The 17,530-nt window shown below is 47.3% G+C and carries 11 protein-coding genes; 10 read left to right on the top strand and 1 reads right to left on the bottom strand.

The features are described from left to right. The first annotated feature begins 4 nt into the window (after nt 1-4). Nucleotides 5-1,993, top strand: coding sequence for a 2-isopropylmalate synthase (locus BN1938_RS21020; RefSeq protein ID WP_050642368.1), 1,989 nt, complete (start codon nt 5-7; stop codon nt 1,991-1,993). Between the two features lie 812 nt (nt 1,994-2,805). Here BN1938_RS21020 and BN1938_RS21010 read toward each other — a convergent pair. Next, nucleotides 2,806-4,167, bottom strand: coding sequence for a peptide MFS transporter (locus tag BN1938_RS21010; RefSeq protein WP_050642366.1), 1,362 nt, complete (start codon nt 4,165-4,167; stop codon nt 2,806-2,808). A 503-nt stretch (nt 4,168-4,670) separates the two neighbouring features. Here BN1938_RS21010 and rbr point away from each other — a divergent pair. From rbr to BN1938_RS20965, 9 genes are all read left to right on the top strand, one after another. After that, a complete protein-coding gene (gene rbr / locus BN1938_RS21005) occupies nt 4,671-6,824 on the top strand; it encodes a rubrerythrin (RefSeq protein ID WP_050642365.1) in 2,154 nt (717 codons plus the stop codon). A gap of 444 nt (nt 6,825-7,268) precedes the next feature. Further along, the gene (locus BN1938_RS21000; RefSeq protein WP_050642364.1) at nt 7,269-8,708 is read left to right on the top strand and encodes an acyl-CoA carboxylase subunit beta; all 1,440 of its coding nucleotides are present in this window, start codon (nt 7,269-7,271) and stop codon (nt 8,706-8,708) included. 14 nt (nt 8,709-8,722) lie between these two features. Continuing rightward, nucleotides 8,723-9,499 carry an OadG family transporter subunit gene (locus BN1938_RS20995; RefSeq protein ID WP_050642363.1) on the top strand — a complete coding sequence of 259 codons (777 nt, stop codon included), beginning with the start codon at nt 8,723-8,725 and terminating at the stop codon, nt 9,497-9,499. A 17-nt stretch (nt 9,500-9,516) separates the two neighbouring features. Further along, the gene (locus BN1938_RS20990) at nt 9,517-9,885 is read left to right on the top strand and encodes a biotin/lipoyl-containing protein (RefSeq protein WP_050642362.1); all 369 of its coding nucleotides are present in this window, start codon (nt 9,517-9,519) and stop codon (nt 9,883-9,885) included. Nucleotides 9,886-9,905: 20 nt separating this feature from the next. After that, nucleotides 9,906-11,057: a sodium ion-translocating decarboxylase subunit beta gene (locus BN1938_RS20985; RefSeq protein ID WP_050642361.1), complete on the top strand. Its 1,152-nt coding sequence runs from the start codon at nt 9,906-9,908 to the stop codon at nt 11,055-11,057. A 17-nt stretch (nt 11,058-11,074) separates the two neighbouring features. Further along, entirely contained in the window at nt 11,075-12,490 is a 1,416-nt protein-coding gene (locus tag BN1938_RS20980) for an oxaloacetate decarboxylase subunit alpha (protein ID WP_025657537.1), read from the top strand. A gap of 879 nt (nt 12,491-13,369) precedes the next feature. Next, complete coding sequence (locus BN1938_RS20975) at nt 13,370-15,157, top strand: aminopeptidase P family N-terminal domain-containing protein (protein WP_050642360.1); 1,788 nt, start codon at nt 13,370-13,372, stop codon at nt 15,155-15,157. 165 nt (nt 15,158-15,322) lie between these two features. Beyond that, nucleotides 15,323-16,276: a MurR/RpiR family transcriptional regulator gene (locus BN1938_RS20970; RefSeq protein ID WP_242843898.1), complete on the top strand. Its 954-nt coding sequence runs from the start codon at nt 15,323-15,325 to the stop codon at nt 16,274-16,276. Continuing rightward, nucleotides 16,269-17,498 carry a BaiN/RdsA family NAD(P)/FAD-dependent oxidoreductase gene (locus BN1938_RS20965; RefSeq protein ID WP_050642358.1) on the top strand — a complete coding sequence of 410 codons (1,230 nt, stop codon included), beginning with the start codon at nt 16,269-16,271 and terminating at the stop codon, nt 17,496-17,498. The genes BN1938_RS20970 and BN1938_RS20965 overlap by 8 nt, the downstream gene beginning before the upstream one ends. Nucleotides 17,499-17,530 lie beyond the last annotated feature (32 nt).

Raw genomic sequence — 17,530 nt, 5'->3', positions numbered from 1 at the left:
AACTATGAAAAATTATGAAAAGTACAAAAAAATGTATTTCATGCCGCCTGAGCCATGCTATGACTGGGTGAAAAAGGACTCGATTACGGAACCGCCTGCATGGTGCAGCGTGGATTTGAGAGACGGGAACCAGGCGCTGATCGAACCTATGGGCCTGGACGAGAAAATCGAATTTTTTCAGCTTTTATTAGACGTAGGATTCAAGGAAATTGAGGTGGGTTTTCCAGCTGCATCGGAAACTGAATACCAGTTTCTCCGGACAATTATTGAGCAGAATATGATACCGGATGATGTGACGATTCAGGTGCTGACACAGGCGAGAGAACATATTATTAAAAGAACTTTTGAAGCGGTTAAGGGTGCTCCTCATGCCGTAATACATGTATACAATTCCACTTCCGTGGCACAGAGAGAACAAGTATTTAAAAAAGACAAAGAAGAAGTTAAAAAAATTGCGGTCGATGGAGCCAAGTTATTAAAGAAACTGGCAAAAGAGACAGAAGGCAATTTTACTTTCGAATATAGTCCGGAAAGTTTTCCGGGAACAGAAGTTGACTATGCGCTGGACGTGTGCAATGCGGTTCTGGATGTATGGAAGCCTACCAGTAAGACGAAAGCAATCATCAATCTCCCGACAACAGTGGAGAACGCAATGCCTCATGTTTTTGCAAGCCAGGTAGAATATTTCGATAAGCACCTGTTATACCGTGAAAACGTGATTCTTTCTCTTCATCCGCACAATGACAGAGGTTCAGGCGTTAGCGATGCCGAACTGGGAATTCTGGCCGGGGCGGACCGCATCGAGGGAACCTTATTTGGAAACGGAGAGAGAACAGGCAATGTGGATATCATCACCCTTGCAATGAATATGTTTTCACATGGGGTAGATCCAAAACTTGATTTCACGAATATGAGTGACATCTGCGAAATATATGAGCACCTCACAAGGATGAAGGTTTCTCCCCGCCAGCCGTATGCAGGAGAACTGGTATTTACCGCATTCTCCGGATCCCATCAGGATGCTATTGCAAAAGGCATGTCATGGAGAGAAGAAAAACAGTGTGATAAGTGGGATGTTCCGTATCTTCCGATCGACCCCAAAGATGTGGGCAGAAGATACGACTCTGACGTAATCCGCATCAACAGCCAGTCCGGCAAGGGCGGCGTGAACTATATCCTGAAGCAGAGCTTCGGAATCAGCCTTCCGGATAAAATGAAAGAAGAGGTAGGCTATCTGGTAAAAGACGTTTCAGACAAAGCGCACAAAGAGCTGGATCCTGACTGGGTATATCACATATTCGAAGACAATTACATCAATGCAAAATCCATCTTTACAGTGGATGAATGCCATTTCAAACAGGAAGACGGCATTGTGGCAGACGCTGTCATCCACCATTCAGGCAGCAACCGCCGGATCACCGGCGTAGGAAACGGCCGTCTGGACGCAGTAAGCAATGCCATTAAGCACTATTTTGACATCAGCTACGAACTTGCATTTTACGAAGAACATTCCCTGACAAAAGGCTCCTCCTCAAAAGCGGTTGCCTATGTAGGTGTAATTTGCAACAAAAAGAAATATTGGGGTGTAGGAATCGACGCAGATATTATCAAGGCATCCGTGGAAGCGCTTGTCGTTGCAGTTAATAAGATCGAAGAAATCAAGAGCAGCGAATCCAGCAAAGACGAGAGATTATTAGAAATCACCAACTACATTTACGCAAACTACAAAGACGTAACACTGGATGACTTATCAGAGAAATTCTTCCTCTCCAAGCCATACCTCTCCAAATACATTAAAGAAAAATCCGGTATGACATTTGGAGACATTCTGAAAAAAGTAAGAATGAAAAAAGCACGTTCCATGCTGAAAAGCAGCAATACAACCGTAGAAAGCATCGCAGAATCCGTGGGATACCAAAACGTAGAACACTTCAACCGCGTATTCAAAAAAATGTACAACATGACACCCGTACAGTTCAGGAATCGGAAGTAGGGAATGAGCTTGCGAATGAATGGACGGACGCCGCTGGAACCGGACATAGGGATGGCTGGGGACGGAAGCGGACTGTAAGCTGGAGTAAAGGAAAAAAGAAGGAAACCCGGGGCAACCTGGGGACATCACGAGAAGCCCTGATGGCTTCTCGCGCTGGCCCCAGGGATTTTTGTGATTCGGAATCACAAAAATCACCCCGGGTTTCCTTCTTTTTTCCTTAACTCCACCTAACAGCCCGCAAGACGCCCCCAGCCATCCCTATGTCCGGTTCCAGCGGCTGGTTCATCAAGGCGGAAAGCCCACTTCCGGGAGGTTCCTGGCGGGGGAGGCGGATCTTGACTGGCTGCGCGTATCTTTATAGGCATAGATATGTTCATTGTATCCAGTCCCATCCGCAGCCCCCGTCAGAATCCCAAACTGCATATTCCTACCTGATCCTTCATTTCTTCCGTCCGGATGAAGCCCAGCCTGTGCGGAATGGGGAGAGGGATGCTGCGGGAAAATGGGGTGGGGGCTGGGAGCGTCAGAGTGCACGGTCTAGAAATGCTTACGCAAAAGGAGGCGCCCGAGAGGGATGGAAAGTGATTTCCGAATCACTTTCCAGTACTACCTGAGGCCAGAAAGCATCAGGCTTTCTGGCTGAATGTAGAACGTGCCCTCTCGGGCGCCTCCTTTTGCGTTAGCATTTCTCCGTAAACGGCCCGTTCCCAGCCCCCACCCCATTTTCCCGCAGCATCCCTCTCCCCATTCCGCACAGGCGAACTTCCCGCGAAAAAAAGAGACTGCAAAAACATGCAGCCTCAATTTCGCAATTATTGTTCTTCCGCCAGTTTATCCAGTTTCCCGCTCATTGCCCAGAGTATTACTCCAAGTATGATTACGACGCCCGCAACGACTCCATATCCAATCTGGAACGGAACTGTTTTCAGGTATGCGTACAGCGCCGGGTAGATCGTTGTTGCGAAGAATACTGCGATTGGCCACAGGCCGAGCAGAAGTCCAAGTACTTTTGCCGGGGCAAACATTGTGATGAAAGAGTTGCCCAGCGGGGAGAATACCATCTCGCCGATTGACATCAGCAGAGATACGAATACGATCCAGATCAGTGCAGCCTGGCCGCCGCCTCTGATTACATCGGCTAATACCATGATTACGAATGAACATCCTACCAGGATCATTCCCAGTGCTGTTTTCTTGAACATACTCATGTCGCCTTGGGGACGTTTTGCGAGTTTTGCCCAAACGATCGCGAGTACCGGTCCAAGGACGATGCATGTCAGGGCGTTCAGTGAGTCAAAGTATGAAGTCGGTACCTGCCAGCTCCCGATGTACCAGTTTGCATGGTTCAGGAAGTCTGAACCTTCGCCCCATCCGAAGTAAAAGTAAGCAGGCATGTATGCCATATACCATACGACCCAGAATACAATTGAAAAAACGGTTACAAGGATGATGGCAAGGATTCTTTTTTTATCACCTTTTGTAAGAGGTTTGCTGGATTCTTCTTTTTTCTTGCTGTTGTCAATGAATTTTCTCTGATCATGCTTGAATGGCTTTTTGCCGGCATCACCGAGAGACTTCTGGTTGAGTGCGAACCAGAGTGCATCGATGAACAGAAAGATGGCGCACAGCAGGAAAACGGTATTGAAAGTTGTTTTAACGCCTACAAGCCCTGTGATTGGAAGGATGGCGATAAATGTTGTCCCGATGAATGAACCGACATTTACAAATGAGTACTGAATAGAAAATGCGTTGTTCAAGTCATCCTTGTCTTCGAATAACAGACCATTCACTCCTGAGAGGTTTCCCTTAAATAAACCGGTACCCAGAGCGACAAGAATGATCATGATCCAGACAAGAGTCATGGAACGGGCCTGCCAGGTACAGAGGTAGCCGAGTCCCATGAGGGTCATTCCGGCAATGACACAGATTCTTGGGCTGAGCCAGTAGTCTGCGATGTATCCCCCCAGAATAGGCGTGATATAGGTGGCGGCCACAAAGAAGGCGGAAGTTGCAGTTGCCTGGGCATCTGTTAAGCCAAGACCGCCTCCCGCCGCATTTGTGGCGATCCAGATTGCCAGTAAGTACTTAACTGTGTAGAACGCGCAGCGTTCGAATGTGAAACCTAAGGCGCATACATAAAAGCCAAAAGGTTTCTTCTTTTTTGTTGTTTCCATAATAAAAACCCTCCAATTAGTTTTTAAGTGAGCACTGTAACAGTGCGAATTGATGAGAATACATACCAGATATCCTCTGTTGTCTAGAAAAACCTCCTCCTTTGCTAGTACATCGTATAATAATTAACTGCCTCATAAGCAGACCTAAATTTCCGATAGCACTGCTTCACAAGCCTCAGCGTAGCCCACTACGCCTGCGTTTGTGGAGCAGCACTCTCAAAAATTTATTTCAGCTTATGAGTCAGTTACTTATTTTACGATGTACTATAATTTTACCCCGAGGAGATTGTACCATAGTTTAAACTATAGTACAAATAAAATTTTATGCTTAATTAATAAATCTTCACTAGAATTTTATAAGTATTCCTTAGTATTGTGCCATAAACAAATTAAATTGCATTATATCATGAAAAACAATATAAAGTTCTTGACAAACCTGCCAAATTATGACAATATAATAACAGTAATTATTATTAATATTGAAAAGAAGGAAAGGAGCTACGATGCATCAGTATACTAAAATCAGGATACCAATAGAGCCGGATAACCCCTCCATAATGAGGCAGGAAGATCTGTGTATAAAATGTGGTCAGTGCAGGCGGGTGTGTGAGGAGGAGATTGGGGTAGGAAAACTATACTCACTGGAGAGCACTGGAGATAAGGCGGTCTGCATACACTGCGGACAATGTGCAAATGTCTGTCCGGCGGGTTCCATTACAGAAGTGTATGAGTATCAGGAAGTCAGGAAGGCGATAAAAGATCCCGATAAGGTTGTTATATTCAGTACTTCGCCATCAGTCAGGGTGGGACTGGGGGAAGAGTTTGGAATGCCGCCCGGAAGTTTCGTGGAAGGCGGGATGGTGGCTGCACTCAGAGCGCTCGGTGCGGATTATGTGCTGGATACGAATTTTGCAGCTGATCTGACCATTATGGAGGAAGCCTCAGAACTGGTGGAGAGAATCACAGGCAGAAGAGGGGTGCTGCCCCAGTTTACAAGCTGCTGTCCGGGATGGGTTAAGTTTGTTGAGACATTTTATCCCGAGGCGCTTCCGCATACCTCCACTTCAAAGAGCCCCATTGGAATGCAGGGGCCTACGATAAAGACCTATTTTGCGAAGCAGAGAGGAATCGATCCGGTCAAAATCGTAAATGTAGCCGTCACTCCCTGTACGGCGAAGAAATTTGAAATACGCAGGGAGGAAATGCGTGATTCCGCCGGGTATAATTCCAACGAAGACCTCCGCGACATGGATCATGTCATCACAACGCGGGAACTGGCGCGCTGGATGCGGGAGGATGGTTTAGAACTCAGCAGCGTTGGAACAAGTGAATACGATGAATTGATGGGAAAGGCTTCCGGCGCCGGCGTCATATTCGGGAACACGGGCGGAGTCATGGAAGCAGCGGCCCGCACGGCATATTATCTTGTGAGCGGGACAAATCCGCCGGAAGATTTTCTGATTCTTGAGCCTGTGAGGGGAATGGACGGTGTGAGAGAAGCAGACGTGGAGATCAGCGGTATTCATTTGAAGCTGGCGGTGATCCATGGTACGGAGAACGCGCGAAGATTTCTGGAACAGTGGAAACATGCGGACGTCCATTATGATTTTGTTGAAGTAATGGCATGCCGCGGCGGCTGTATCGGCGGGGGAGGCCAGCCCAAGACGGAGATTCCAATGACCGATGAAATCAGAAATGCGCGGATTGCTTCACTATATGAAAGGGATGCACACATGAAGCTGAGGCTGAGCCATGAAAATCCTGAAATCAACAAACTTTACAGTGAATTTTATAAGTCTCCGTTAAGCGGTCTGGCAGAGAGGATGCTTCATACGACTTATAGAGACAGATCTGATGATCTGGGGCCGGAGGGAAAAAAGAATCCGGACAAACAGAAATCCCAGGAGCTGGAAAAAATGGTATTATATATAGAAGAAACAGAAAACAAAAAAGAGAAGGAGACAGGTATTATGAAAAAATGGAAATGCAGTGTATGCGGCTATATTCATGAGGGAGAAAATCCGCCAAAAGAGTGTCCGATCTGTAAGGTACCGGCAGACAGGTTTCAGGAACTGAAAGAGGAAGCGCCGGCAAAAGCGCCGGTACCAGCTGGCTCAGCAGGTAAGCCAGCGCCGGGCTCTAAGACTGAGAAGAATCTGATGGAAGCTTTTGCCGGGGAATCTATGGCAAGAAATAAGTATACATATTGGGCGGATGTGGCGAAGGAAAACGGACTGGAACAGATGGCAGCCATTTTCCTGGAAACGGCGGAGCAGGAGCGTGAGCATGCAAAGATGTGGTTCCGTGCTTTCCATGGGATCAACGATGTGGAACAGAATCTGGTGGATGCGGCTGCCGGCGAGAACGAAGAGTGGACCCAGATGTACAAACGGATGGCAGAGGAAGCAAAAGCGGAGGGGTACGATGAGATTGCGGCCAAATTTGAGCTTGTAGCGAAGGTCGAAGCGCAGCATGAAAAGCGTTATCTGCGTCTGCTGGAAAAGTATAAGGCGAATAAGACCTTTGCAGGGGAAGCGCCGCTTGGCTGGAAGTGCAGAAACTGCGGTTATATACACGAAGGGGCTGACGCACCGGAAGTATGCCCGGTATGCCAGTATCCGAAGGCTTACTTTGAACGTCAGGCACACAATTACTAATACATCGAAAAATAAGTACCCAGTATCTCGAATCATAAGTAACTTGCTGTTATGCTGAGGCAGTTGAAAGCAGCAGGAAAGATGAATAGAGTGTAATAGCCCGGCAGGTCTCCCGGGGATGCGTAATCAGGGAATAGTTGATACACGCGTCTCACGGGAGCTGTCTTATGTTTATCGGCAGACCTGATGCCAAAACAACGTAAAATGATTGTCAAGTAAAATAATCATAAAATTGTAAACAGCAGACTTGTATTGCCTGCCCTAAGATTTTACATTTTTATACAAGATATTGTGGTTATGACATTGATTGGAAGTAAAGTGTGTGAAAAAAATATCAAATCATGGATTTTATGAATTGAAATTTCGGGTTAAGTAGTATATACTAGAATAGGCAGAAATTTTGGTTTTATTTCAAACAAATTAAATAATATGGAGGGCTAGATTATGAGCTACAACGCTACAGAAAACTCAGCGAGCAGAAGAATTGCCATGCTGCTTGATGAGGGAAGCTTTGTTGAGATCGGCGGTGCTGTTACAGCACGAAGCACTGATTTCAACTTGCAGGCAAAAGATACTCCGGCTGACGGTGTGATAACCGGTTACGGAGTAATTGACGGTAATCTTGTTTATGTGTACAGCCAGGACGCTACAGTTTTAAAGGGCGCAATCGGTGAGATGCACGCGAAGAAAATCGCCAATATTTATGACATGGCAATGAAAATGGGAGCACCAGTTATCGGGCTGGTTGACTGTGCAGGGCTGAGACTTCAGGAAGCTACAGATGCGCTGGAAGCTTTTGGAAGTTTATACTTCAAACAGTCCATGGCTTCAGGCGTGATTCCACAGATAACTGCTGTCTTTGGAATGTGTGGCGGCGGCCTGGCAGTTGTGCCCGGGCTGACAGATTTTACCTTTATGGAGAGTAAAGAAGGAAAGCTGTTTGTAAATTCACCAAATGCTCTGGAAGGCAACATTGATTCTAAATGTGATACTTCCTCTGCAGAATATCAGAGCAAACATGCAGGTCTGGTAGATGTGATCGGCGATGAAGCCGATATTCTGGGACAGATCCGCGCGTTAATCTGTATGATTCCTGCCAATAATGAAGACGATCTTTCTTATTCAGAATGTACGGATGACCTTAACCGTCTCTGTGCTGACATTGCGAATGCCGCAGAAGATACAGGCATCGCACTGGCAGAACTTTCTGATAATCATATTTTCTTTGAGACAAAGAAAGAATACGCAAAAGATATGGTAACCGGATTTATTCGCCTGAACGGCATGACAGTAGGCGCTGTTGCAAACCGTTCTAAAGTATACGACGCCGAAGGCAATGTGGCGGAGGAATTCGACAAAGCCCTTTCTGTAGACGGCTGCAAAAAAGCGATTGATTTCGTGAACTTCTGCGATGCATTTTCTATACCGGTTCTCACACTGACCAACGTTACAGGATTTGCCGCAACGATGGAATCAGAGAAGAACATGGCAAGAGCGGTAGCAAGACTCACTTATACATTTGCTAATGCAACAGTTCCAAAAGTAAATGTTATAGTTGGAAAAGCTTATGGCAGCGCATATGTTGCTATGAACAGTAAATCTATCGGGGCTGATATGGTCTATGCATGGCCTGAAGCAGAGATCGGTATGATGGACTCTGCACTGGCAGCTAAGATTATGTATGCTGATGCAGACGCTGATACTCTGAAAGAAAAAGCGGCAGAATACAAAGAGCTGCAGTCAAGCCCGCTGTCAGCTGCAAGAAGAGGATATGTGGATGCGCTGATCGAACCGGCAGAGACCAGAAAATATATAATCGGAGCATTCGAAATGCTGTTCACAAAAAGAGAGGACCATCCGGATAAGAAACACGGTACGGTTTAGTGAGGTGAGGCAAAGTGAAGAAAAAAATCAGTTTATTAGGTCTAGTCTTTCTCCTCATCTTCAGTTTTACAGGATGCGGCAGTAAAGCAAAAGACGCAGCAGAATATGACCAGGCTACATTGCAGAGCTACGCTGACACAATTGTACAGAGTTTCAGCAGCATGACAGATGACGATCTTAACAGATTCGAGGATATGTCAGACCTTGAACTGAATCTGACTCTGATGCAGTCGGGGATCCCGGTCGAGGGAGATAACTTCCTGACTATCATTGAGGCATGGAAGGCCGGTATAAAGGAGTGCGGCGCGATCACCAGTGTTGACAGTTATGAGCTGACAACCACAAACAGCGGTGCAACACTGACGGCAAAAGCAGTATTTGAAGACAGAAAAGGTGAAATTTCATTTTCCTTTGATGAAAAGATGAATATGGAAAGCCTGACGGTCAGTGCAGATTATTCGACAGGCGAGATACTGAAAAAGGCAGGGCTCAATACAGTCCTTGGAATGGGTACTGTATTTGTTGTATTAATTTTCATTTCTTTCATAATTTCTTTATTTAAGTTTATACCTGCTATTGAAAAGAAATTCAGTAAAAAAGCAAACGTAGTTCCGGCCGCCCCGGCTGCAGCGCCAATCGCAGCAGCGCCGGCAGTACAGCAGGCCGCGGATCATGATGATGGAGAGCTTGCGGCGGTTATAGCAGCAGCGATTGCAGCGGCTGAAGGCACTTCTGCGGATGGATTTATAGTCCGTTCTATCAAGAGAAGAAAGTCAAATAAATGGAGTTAATCAGGAGGATATAAGAGATGAAGAATTATACAATTACAGTAAATGGCAATGTATATGATGTAACCGTAGAAGAAAAGGGTGCAGGCGCGGCGCCGGCAGCACCGGTAGCAGCACCGGCTGCAGCACCGAAGGCTGCTCCGGCGCCAGCAGCAGCGGCTCCGAAAGCAGCGGGCGGCATCGAGGTTAAAGCGGGAGCAGCCGGAAAAGTATTTAAAATCGAAGCAAACGTAGGACAGAGTGTTCAGGCCGGAGATGCAGTTGTTATTATCGAAGCCATGAAGATGGAAATCCCTGTAGTAGCCCCAGAGGCAGGAACAGTTGCTAGCATTAATGTAGCAGTAGGCGATGCCGTTGAATCAGGAGCAGTCTTAGCTACATTAAACTAGTTCACCAGGAGGTTTGACAAATGGAATATATTTCAAATACGTTGGGAAACCTCGTGCAGCAGACAGCATTTATGAATCTGACCTTTGGAAATCTGATTATGATCGTTGTTGCATGTGTCTTCCTATATTTAGCAATCAGGCACGGCTTTGAGCCGCTGCTGCTTGTTCCCATCGCCTTCGGTATGCTGTTGGTTAATATCTATCCTGATATTATGCTGCATGCTGAGGATGCTGCGAATGGGACGGGCGGACTTCTCTATTATTTTTATTTGCTCGATGAATGGGCGATCCTACCATCTCTGATATTCCTCGGCGTTGGTGCAATGACAGATTTCGGTCCGTTGATTGCCAATCCAAAGAGTTTCCTTCTCGGTGCAGCAGCACAGTTTGGTATCTTTGCGGCTTACCTGGGGGCTATGGCATTAGGCTTTTCAGACAAAGCAGCTGCCGCCATCTCAATTATCGGAGGAGCAGACGGACCGACATCCATCTTCCTCGCAGGTAAATTGTCACAGACGGCGATCATGGGACCAATCGCGGTTGCAGCATATTCATACATGTCGCTTGTGCCGATCATTCAGCCGCCGATTATGAAGCTGCTGACAACAGAAAAAGAGCGTAAGATTAAGATGGAACAGCTGAGACCTGTATCCAAACTGGAAAGAATCCTCTTCCCGATCATCGTTACGATCGTAGTCTGCGTGATTCTTCCGACTACGGCTCCTCTGGTTGGTATGTTAATGCTGGGTAACCTGTTTAAGGAATCCGGTGTGGTTAGACAGTTAACCGAGACTGCTTCAAATGCACTGATGTACATCGTAGTTATCTTACTGGGTACATCTGTTGGCGCTACGACAAGCGCAGAGGCATTCCTGAACTGGAGTACGATCAAAATTGTAATCCTCGGTCTGGTTGCATTTGCATTTGGTACGGCTGCCGGCGTATTGTTCGGTAAGCTGATGTGCGTGGCAACCGGAGGCAAGGTAAATCCATTGATTGGATCAGCAGGTGTATCTGCGGTACCTATGGCAGCCAGAGTTTCACAGAAAGTCGGAGCAGAAGCGGATCCTACAAACTTCCTGCTGATGCACGCAATGGGCCCGAACGTGGCAGGTGTTATCGGTACTGCGGTTGCAGCCGGAACCTTTATGGCTATCTTCGGCGTTAAATAATAATGGAGGACAAATAAATGGCAGAGATTGAAAAGAAACCAGTTAAAATAACAGAAACAGTCCTGCGTGATGCGCATCAGTCCCTGATTGCCACAAGAATGACAACAGAGCAGATGCTGCCTATCGTAGATAAAATGGACAAAGTAGGATATCATGCAGTAGAGTGCTGGGGCGGTGCTACATTTGACGCATCCTTACGTTTCCTGCATGAAGATCCATGGGACAGGTTAAGAAAGTTCCGCGACGGATTTAAAAACACAAAGCTGCAGATGCTGTTCCGCGGACAGAATATTCTGGGATACCGTCCTTATGCTGATGATGTGGTAGAATACTTCGTACAGAAATCAGTAGCTAATGGTATTGATATCATCCGTATCTTTGACTGTATGAATGATATCCGCAACCTGCAGACAGCTGTTACAGCATCTAACAAAGAAAAGGCACATGCCCAGGTGGCGATGTCTTATACTCTGGGTGATGCCTATACACTGGAGTACTGGATGGATCTGGCAAAGAGAATTGAAGATATGGGTGCTAACTCTATCTGCGTAAAGGATATGGCAGGACTTCTCTGCCCATATCAGGCAACAGAGCTTGTGACAGCATTGAAAGAAGCTGTTGATATTCCGATCGAGATGCATACTCATTATACATCAGGTGTGGGCGCAATGACATATCTGAAATCAGTAGAGGCAGGCGCCGACATTATTGACACTGCAATGTCACCGTTTGCACTGGGAACATCACAGCCGGCGACAGAGGTTATGGTCGAGACATTTAAGGGGACACCTTACGATACAGGGCTGGATCAGAACCTGCTTGCTGAAATCGCAGATTATTTCAGACCGATCAGAGACGAAGCTCTTGAGAATGGCCTTCTGAATCCGAAGAACATGGGCGTTAATATCAAGACCCTTCTGTACCAGGTACCGGGTGGTATGCTTTCCAACCTGACTTCACAGTTAAAAGAGCAGGGTGCAGAGGACAAGTTCTACGAAGTGCTTGAAGAAGTACCGCGTGTCCGCAAAGACCTCGGTGAACCGCCGCTTGTTACACCATCTTCTCAGATCGTTGGAACCCAGGCCGTGTTTAACGTTCTGATGGGAGAACGCTACAAAATGGCAACAAAAGAAACAAAAGATGTATTGTCAGGAAAATACGGTGCAACAGTAAAACCGTTCAATCCTGAAGTACAGAAAAAAGTTATCGGTGAGAATGCAGAGGTTATCACCTGCCGTCCGGCCGATCTGATTCCGAACGAGTTAGATACACTGCGCAAAGAATGCGAACAGTGGATCCAGCAGGATGAGGACGTGCTGACCTATGCACTGTTCCCACAGGTAGCAGTAGACTTCTTTAAGTATAGAGAGGCACAGCAGACAAAAATAGACGCAAAAGTAGCGGATACACAGGACGGGGCTTATCCGGTATAGTGGATGGTATGGGGGCGCTAAGTGAAAGGCGCATCTGCTCCCAGCCGGGGCTGTGTATGCCATTTCAGAATCCGGCCCGCTTGCTAAGAATCCGTAAGAGAAAAAACAGGGAACATGGAGGTACTTGCCGCAGTTGGCCCGAATGCCGATGCATTCGCGCCGCCGGCGGCAACAGAATTTGCCTGGTAAGGCAAATTCTGCCCTCCATGTTCCCTGTTTTTTCTCTTACGGATTCTAACACGCGCTCTACGGATTCCTGAAATGGCATACACAGCCCCGCTGGGAGCAGATGCGCCTTTCACTTAGCTGGTGTGCCCCAGGCGGGAGAAAAACCGGCCCGGTTGGAAAGTGGACGGGAGCTGCGGATGTATCATAACTTTTTACTATCAATAGACTATAACACAATCCGTGCCCCAAACTTAATCCGCCGCCCCCGTTATTTCCCCCTACGGGATGAAATATACTTTCCGTTTTGATGCACCAAGCCTGTCGGGAGATGGGAGCCGGGAGATGGGGCGGGAACTTCCCTGTGCTTTTATGGAGGCGTAGAGAGCGCCTTAGTCTCACTTGATAAAAACCACATCGGATTGGGAGGCTAAACTCTGCTTCCGAAGCAGAGTTTAAGGAGGCCTGAGCCGTGCAATTCATCAGAATTGCACGGTGAATGCCGCCGGTGCCTCCCAATCCGATGTGGTTTTTATCTAGTGAGACTTGGCAAACGGAAAGCCACCATAAAAGCACAGGGAAGTTCCCGCCCCATCTCCCGGCTCCCATCTCCCGACAGGCGGCCCCCCTAAAAAAGCATTTTCACCCCAAAAATTTGTATAGATTTTTGTTTGGTGGTATAATATGTTTTATGAATGTTTAAGGAGGTTTTTCATGAAGGTTTCGGAAAGAGTTGACAGTCTCCGCCGTATGATGGAGGAGAAAGGGATTGATGCATATGTGGTGCCGACTTCGGATTACCATCAGAGCGAGTATGTTGGGGAACATTTTAAGGCGAGGGCTTTTATGACCGGGTTTACCGGGTCGGCGGGAACTGCTGCGTTTACAAAGGACGAAGCGGGCTTATGGACGGATGGCAGGTATTTTATACAGGCAGAACAGCAGCTGGAAGGGACCGGTGTGGGGCTGCGCAGGATGGGGGAACCGGGTGTTCCCACTGTAGCGGACTACTTGAAGGCGGTTCTCCCGGAGAATGGTGTGATTGGGTTTGACGGTCGTACCGTCGGCGTGGATGAAGGACAAGTGTATGCCGATATTGCTGCGGACAAAGGCGGGAGTGTGGTTTATAACTGTGACCTTGTAGATACTGTCTGGGAGGACAGGCCGCCTCTTTCTGAAAAAGCAGCATTTATGCTGGATATTAAGTATGCGGGAGAGACAGCTGCCTCTAAGCTTGAGCGGGTGAGAGACGCAATGAAAGAAGCCGGGGCCAATGTCCATATTATTACCAGCCTGGATGATATCGGCTGGCTGCTTAATGTGAGAGGGGAAGATGTGGACTATTTTCCGCTTCTGCTTTCTTATGCGGTTGTGAAGATGGATTCGGTGGAACTTTATGCGGATGAGAGAAAGTTCAGTGATGAGATAAAGGCGGAATTTGCCGGAAATGGAGTGTGTATACATGCATACAATGAGGTTTATGAGGCTGTAAAAAGGCTTGGCGATGGTGATGTGGTACTGCTGGACCCGAAACGGATGAACTTTGCCCTTTTTCATAATATCCCGAAGGGGGTAAAGACTGTAAAACAGGAAAATCCTACGATTCTTATGAAGGCCGTCAAAAATGATACGGAAGTTAAGAATATCAGAAATGCCCACATTAAAGATGGTGTGGCGCACACGAAGTTTATGTACTGGCTGAAAAAGAATATCGGTAAGATGGAGATAACAGAGCTGAGTGCATCCGATAAACTCCAAGAGTTCCGTGCGCAGCAGGAGGGATTTTTGTGGCCGAGCTTTGAACCAATCTGTGCTTACAAAGAACATGGTGCGATTGTACACTATACCTCGTCGCCGGAGACGAATGTGGAGTTGAAGGAAGGCGGCCTGTTTCTGACAGACACGGGCGGTCATTATTATGAAGGATCTACGGACATCACGAGGACGGTGGCGCTGGGGGAGGTGAGCCAGGTTGAGAAGGATCATTTTACGACAGTCGCCGTCAGCATGCTGAATCTGGCCGATGCAAGATTTTTATATGGCTGCAGCGGAATGAATCTGGACTATGTAGCACGGGAACCGTTCTGGAGACAGAACCTGAATTATAATCATGGGACCGGACATGGTGTCGGATATCTCGGAAATATCCATGAGCCGCCGGCAGGCTTCCGCTGGCAGTTCCGCCCGAATGAGATCCAGCCTTTCGAGGAGAATATGATTATTACGGATGAACCGGGAATCTATATTGAAGGATCCCACGGCATTCGTACGGAGAATGAGCTTCTGGTGCGCAGGGGCGAGAAGAATGAGTATGGGCAGTTTATGTATTTCGAACCGGTCACATTTGTCCCGATCGATCTGGACGCTGTCAACCCGGCGCTCATGACAGAAAAGGAAAAAACGCTGCTCAACGATTATCATAAGAAGGTTTATGAGTTGATAGCCCCTCATCTGACAGAAGAAGAGCAGGATTGGTTAAAAGAATATACAAGATCGATTTAACAGCAAAAGCCCTGCATGGAGATAAAAACTGCCTGTGCGGGGCTGCGTTGTTTCAAAGAACTCCTCCTTGCAATCAAAATCCCAGTATTGTATAATCAGAATGTTAAATTATAAAACAAGTATATTCTGCCCAAATTGAATGAGAAAATGAGAAGAGGAACTGCCGTGAGTGAAAATAAGTTAAGCACAAATGAGAATAGTACGAATGAACTGCTGCTTAGAATAGAAGAAAAGTATAAACGCCTCAGCAAAGGACAGAAAAGACTGGCGGAATATGTATGCCAGAATTACGATAAAGCCGTCTTTCTGACTGCTGCAAAACTGGGGGATATTGTAGGCGTGAGTGAGTCCACGGTTGTCCGTTTTGCAACGCAGCTGGGATATAAGGGGTATCCGGGCTTTCAGAAAGCCCTGGAGGAGCTGGTGCGCAACAAGCTGAATTCTATTCAGAGGATGGAAGTGACCTATGGGAGAATCAGCCAGTCTGAGATTCTTGCTACCGTGCTGCAGTCGGATATAGAGAAGATCAAGCTGACGCTTGCGGGAATAGACCAGAAGGCGTTTGAACTTGCCATTGATACGATTCTGAAAGCAAAGAAGATTTATGTGATCGGGATCCGGAGCTGTGCTCCTCTTGCTGCATTTTTGACGTTTTATCTGAATTTGATCTGTGACAATGTGACGGCAGTCAATACGAACAGTTCCAGTGAGATTTTCGAGCAGCTGATCCGGATCGATCAGAATGATGTGATCATAGGAATCAGTTTCCCGCGGTATTCGATGCGTACATTAAAGGCGCTTGAATTTGCGAGTAACCGCAAGGCGAAGGTGATCACGCTGACGGACAGTATTCATTCCCCCATGAATCTCTATTCTTCCTGCAATCTGATCGCCAGGAGCGACATGGCCTCCATCGTGGATTCACTGGTTGCTCCGCTGAGCGTTGTGAATGCGCTCGTGGTTGCGCTCTGCATGAAAAAGCAGAAAGAAGTAGTTGCCACTCTCGAGACGCTGGAAAAAATATGGGACGAGTATCAGGTATACAGTGGTGATGAACTGAACCATGTCAGCAGTTCTATGCCGGGCGGAAAGGACGCGGAAGGTAGTGGGGATGAGTAAGGTACTGATAATCGGCGGCGGCGCGGCAGGAATGATGGCGGGCATATTTGCGGCCGGAAACGGACACGAGGTCCACATATATGAAAAGAACGAGAAACTGGGGAAAAAGCTTTTTATTACAGGAAAGGGCAGATGCAACTTGACAAATGCCGGAGAGATGGAAACTCTTTTTTCTTCGGTACGAAGCAACCCCAAGTTTTTATACAGTGGATTTTACAGTTTCACGAATGAGCAGGCAATCGAGTTTTTTGAAAATCTCGGGGTGAGAACAAAAGTGGAGCGTGGGAACCGGGTATTTCCGGAATCGGACCACTCTTCGGACGTGATTTCTGCCATGAGCAGAGAGTTAAAGCGGCTGGGAGCCGGGATTCATCTGCACGCGGAGGTGAAACAGGTACTGGCTGATGAGGGATATTTCACAGGGATCCGCCTTGCCGATGGTAAGACCGTATCGGCGGATGCGTGTATCATAGCGACGGGCGGGATCTCCTATCCGTCGACGGGATCTACCGGGGATGGTTACCGGTTTGCGCGGGAGGCGGGGCACAAGGTAACTGCACTTTACCCGTCTCTTGTACCAATGGAAGTAAAGGAGGCATTTATCCCGGCACTTCAGGGATTGTCACTTCGGAATGTTAATGCCGTGATTTATGACGGGAAAAAGAGAGTTTATGAAGAATTCGGCGAAATGCTGTTTACTCATTTTGGCGTGAGCGGTCCGGTCATCATCAGTGCCAGCAGTGTGATGGGTAAACTTTTGGGAGAAAAGAAACTTCGGCTTTCCATTGACCTGAAGCCGGCATTGTCTGCAGAGCAGCTGGATCAGCGTGTGCTCAGAGACTTTGAAGAGAACAGGAATAAGCAGTTCAAGAACGCAGTGGATAAGCTTTTCCCGGCAAAATTAAAGCCGGTCATGATCGACAGGAGCGGCATCGATCCGGAAAAAAAGGTCAACGAGATCAGCCGGGAAGAAAGGCGCCAATTTGTTGCGCTGATCAAGGACTTTGATATGACGCTCACAGGACTGCGGGGGTACAATGAGGCGATTGTCACGAAAGGCGGCGTTGATGTCAGGCAGCTTGATCCTGGAACGATGGAGTCTAAGCTCGTAAGCGGACTTTATTTTATCGGGGAAGTGGTTGATCTGGATGCACTGACCGGCGGGTTTAACCTGCAGATCGCATGGTCTACCGCCTATCTGGCGGGGAATGCGGTACATTGACGAAAAAGGAAGGCATGAGGAGGAAAGAAAAC

It is taken from the genome of Eubacterium sp. SB2, assembly GCF_001244405.1.
Taxonomy (GTDB): domain Bacteria; phylum Bacillota; class Clostridia; order Lachnospirales; family Lachnospiraceae; genus Faecalicatena; species Faecalicatena contortus_B.
Note: the sequence above shows the minus strand (reverse complement) of the source record. Positions and strands in the feature narration are given on the sequence as shown.

Bases quoted from the DNA above. Each gene is read 5' to 3' on its own strand.
- BN1938_RS21020 (WP_050642368.1), top strand. From the start codon at position 5: ATGAAAAATTATGAAAAGTACAAAAAAATGTATTTCATGCCGCCTGAG.
- BN1938_RS20985 (WP_050642361.1), top strand. From the start codon at position 9,906: ATGGAATATATTTCAAATACGTTGGGAAACCTCGTGCAGCAGACAGCA.
- BN1938_RS20980 (WP_025657537.1), top strand. From the start codon at position 11,075: ATGGCAGAGATTGAAAAGAAACCAGTTAAAATAACAGAAACAGTCCTG.
- BN1938_RS20990 (WP_050642362.1), top strand. From the start codon at position 9,517: ATGAAGAATTATACAATTACAGTAAATGGCAATGTATATGATGTAACC.
- BN1938_RS21000 (WP_050642364.1), top strand. From the start codon at position 7,269: ATGAGCTACAACGCTACAGAAAACTCAGCGAGCAGAAGAATTGCCATG.
- BN1938_RS20965 (WP_050642358.1), top strand. From the start codon at position 16,269: ATGAGTAAGGTACTGATAATCGGCGGCGGCGCGGCAGGAATGATGGCG.
- BN1938_RS21010 (WP_050642366.1), bottom strand. From the start codon at position 4,167: ATGGAAACAACAAAAAAGAAGAAACCTTTTGGCTTTTATGTATGCGCC.
- rbr (WP_050642365.1), top strand. From the start codon at position 4,671: ATGCATCAGTATACTAAAATCAGGATACCAATAGAGCCGGATAACCCC.
- BN1938_RS20975 (WP_050642360.1), top strand. From the start codon at position 13,370: ATGAAGGTTTCGGAAAGAGTTGACAGTCTCCGCCGTATGATGGAGGAG.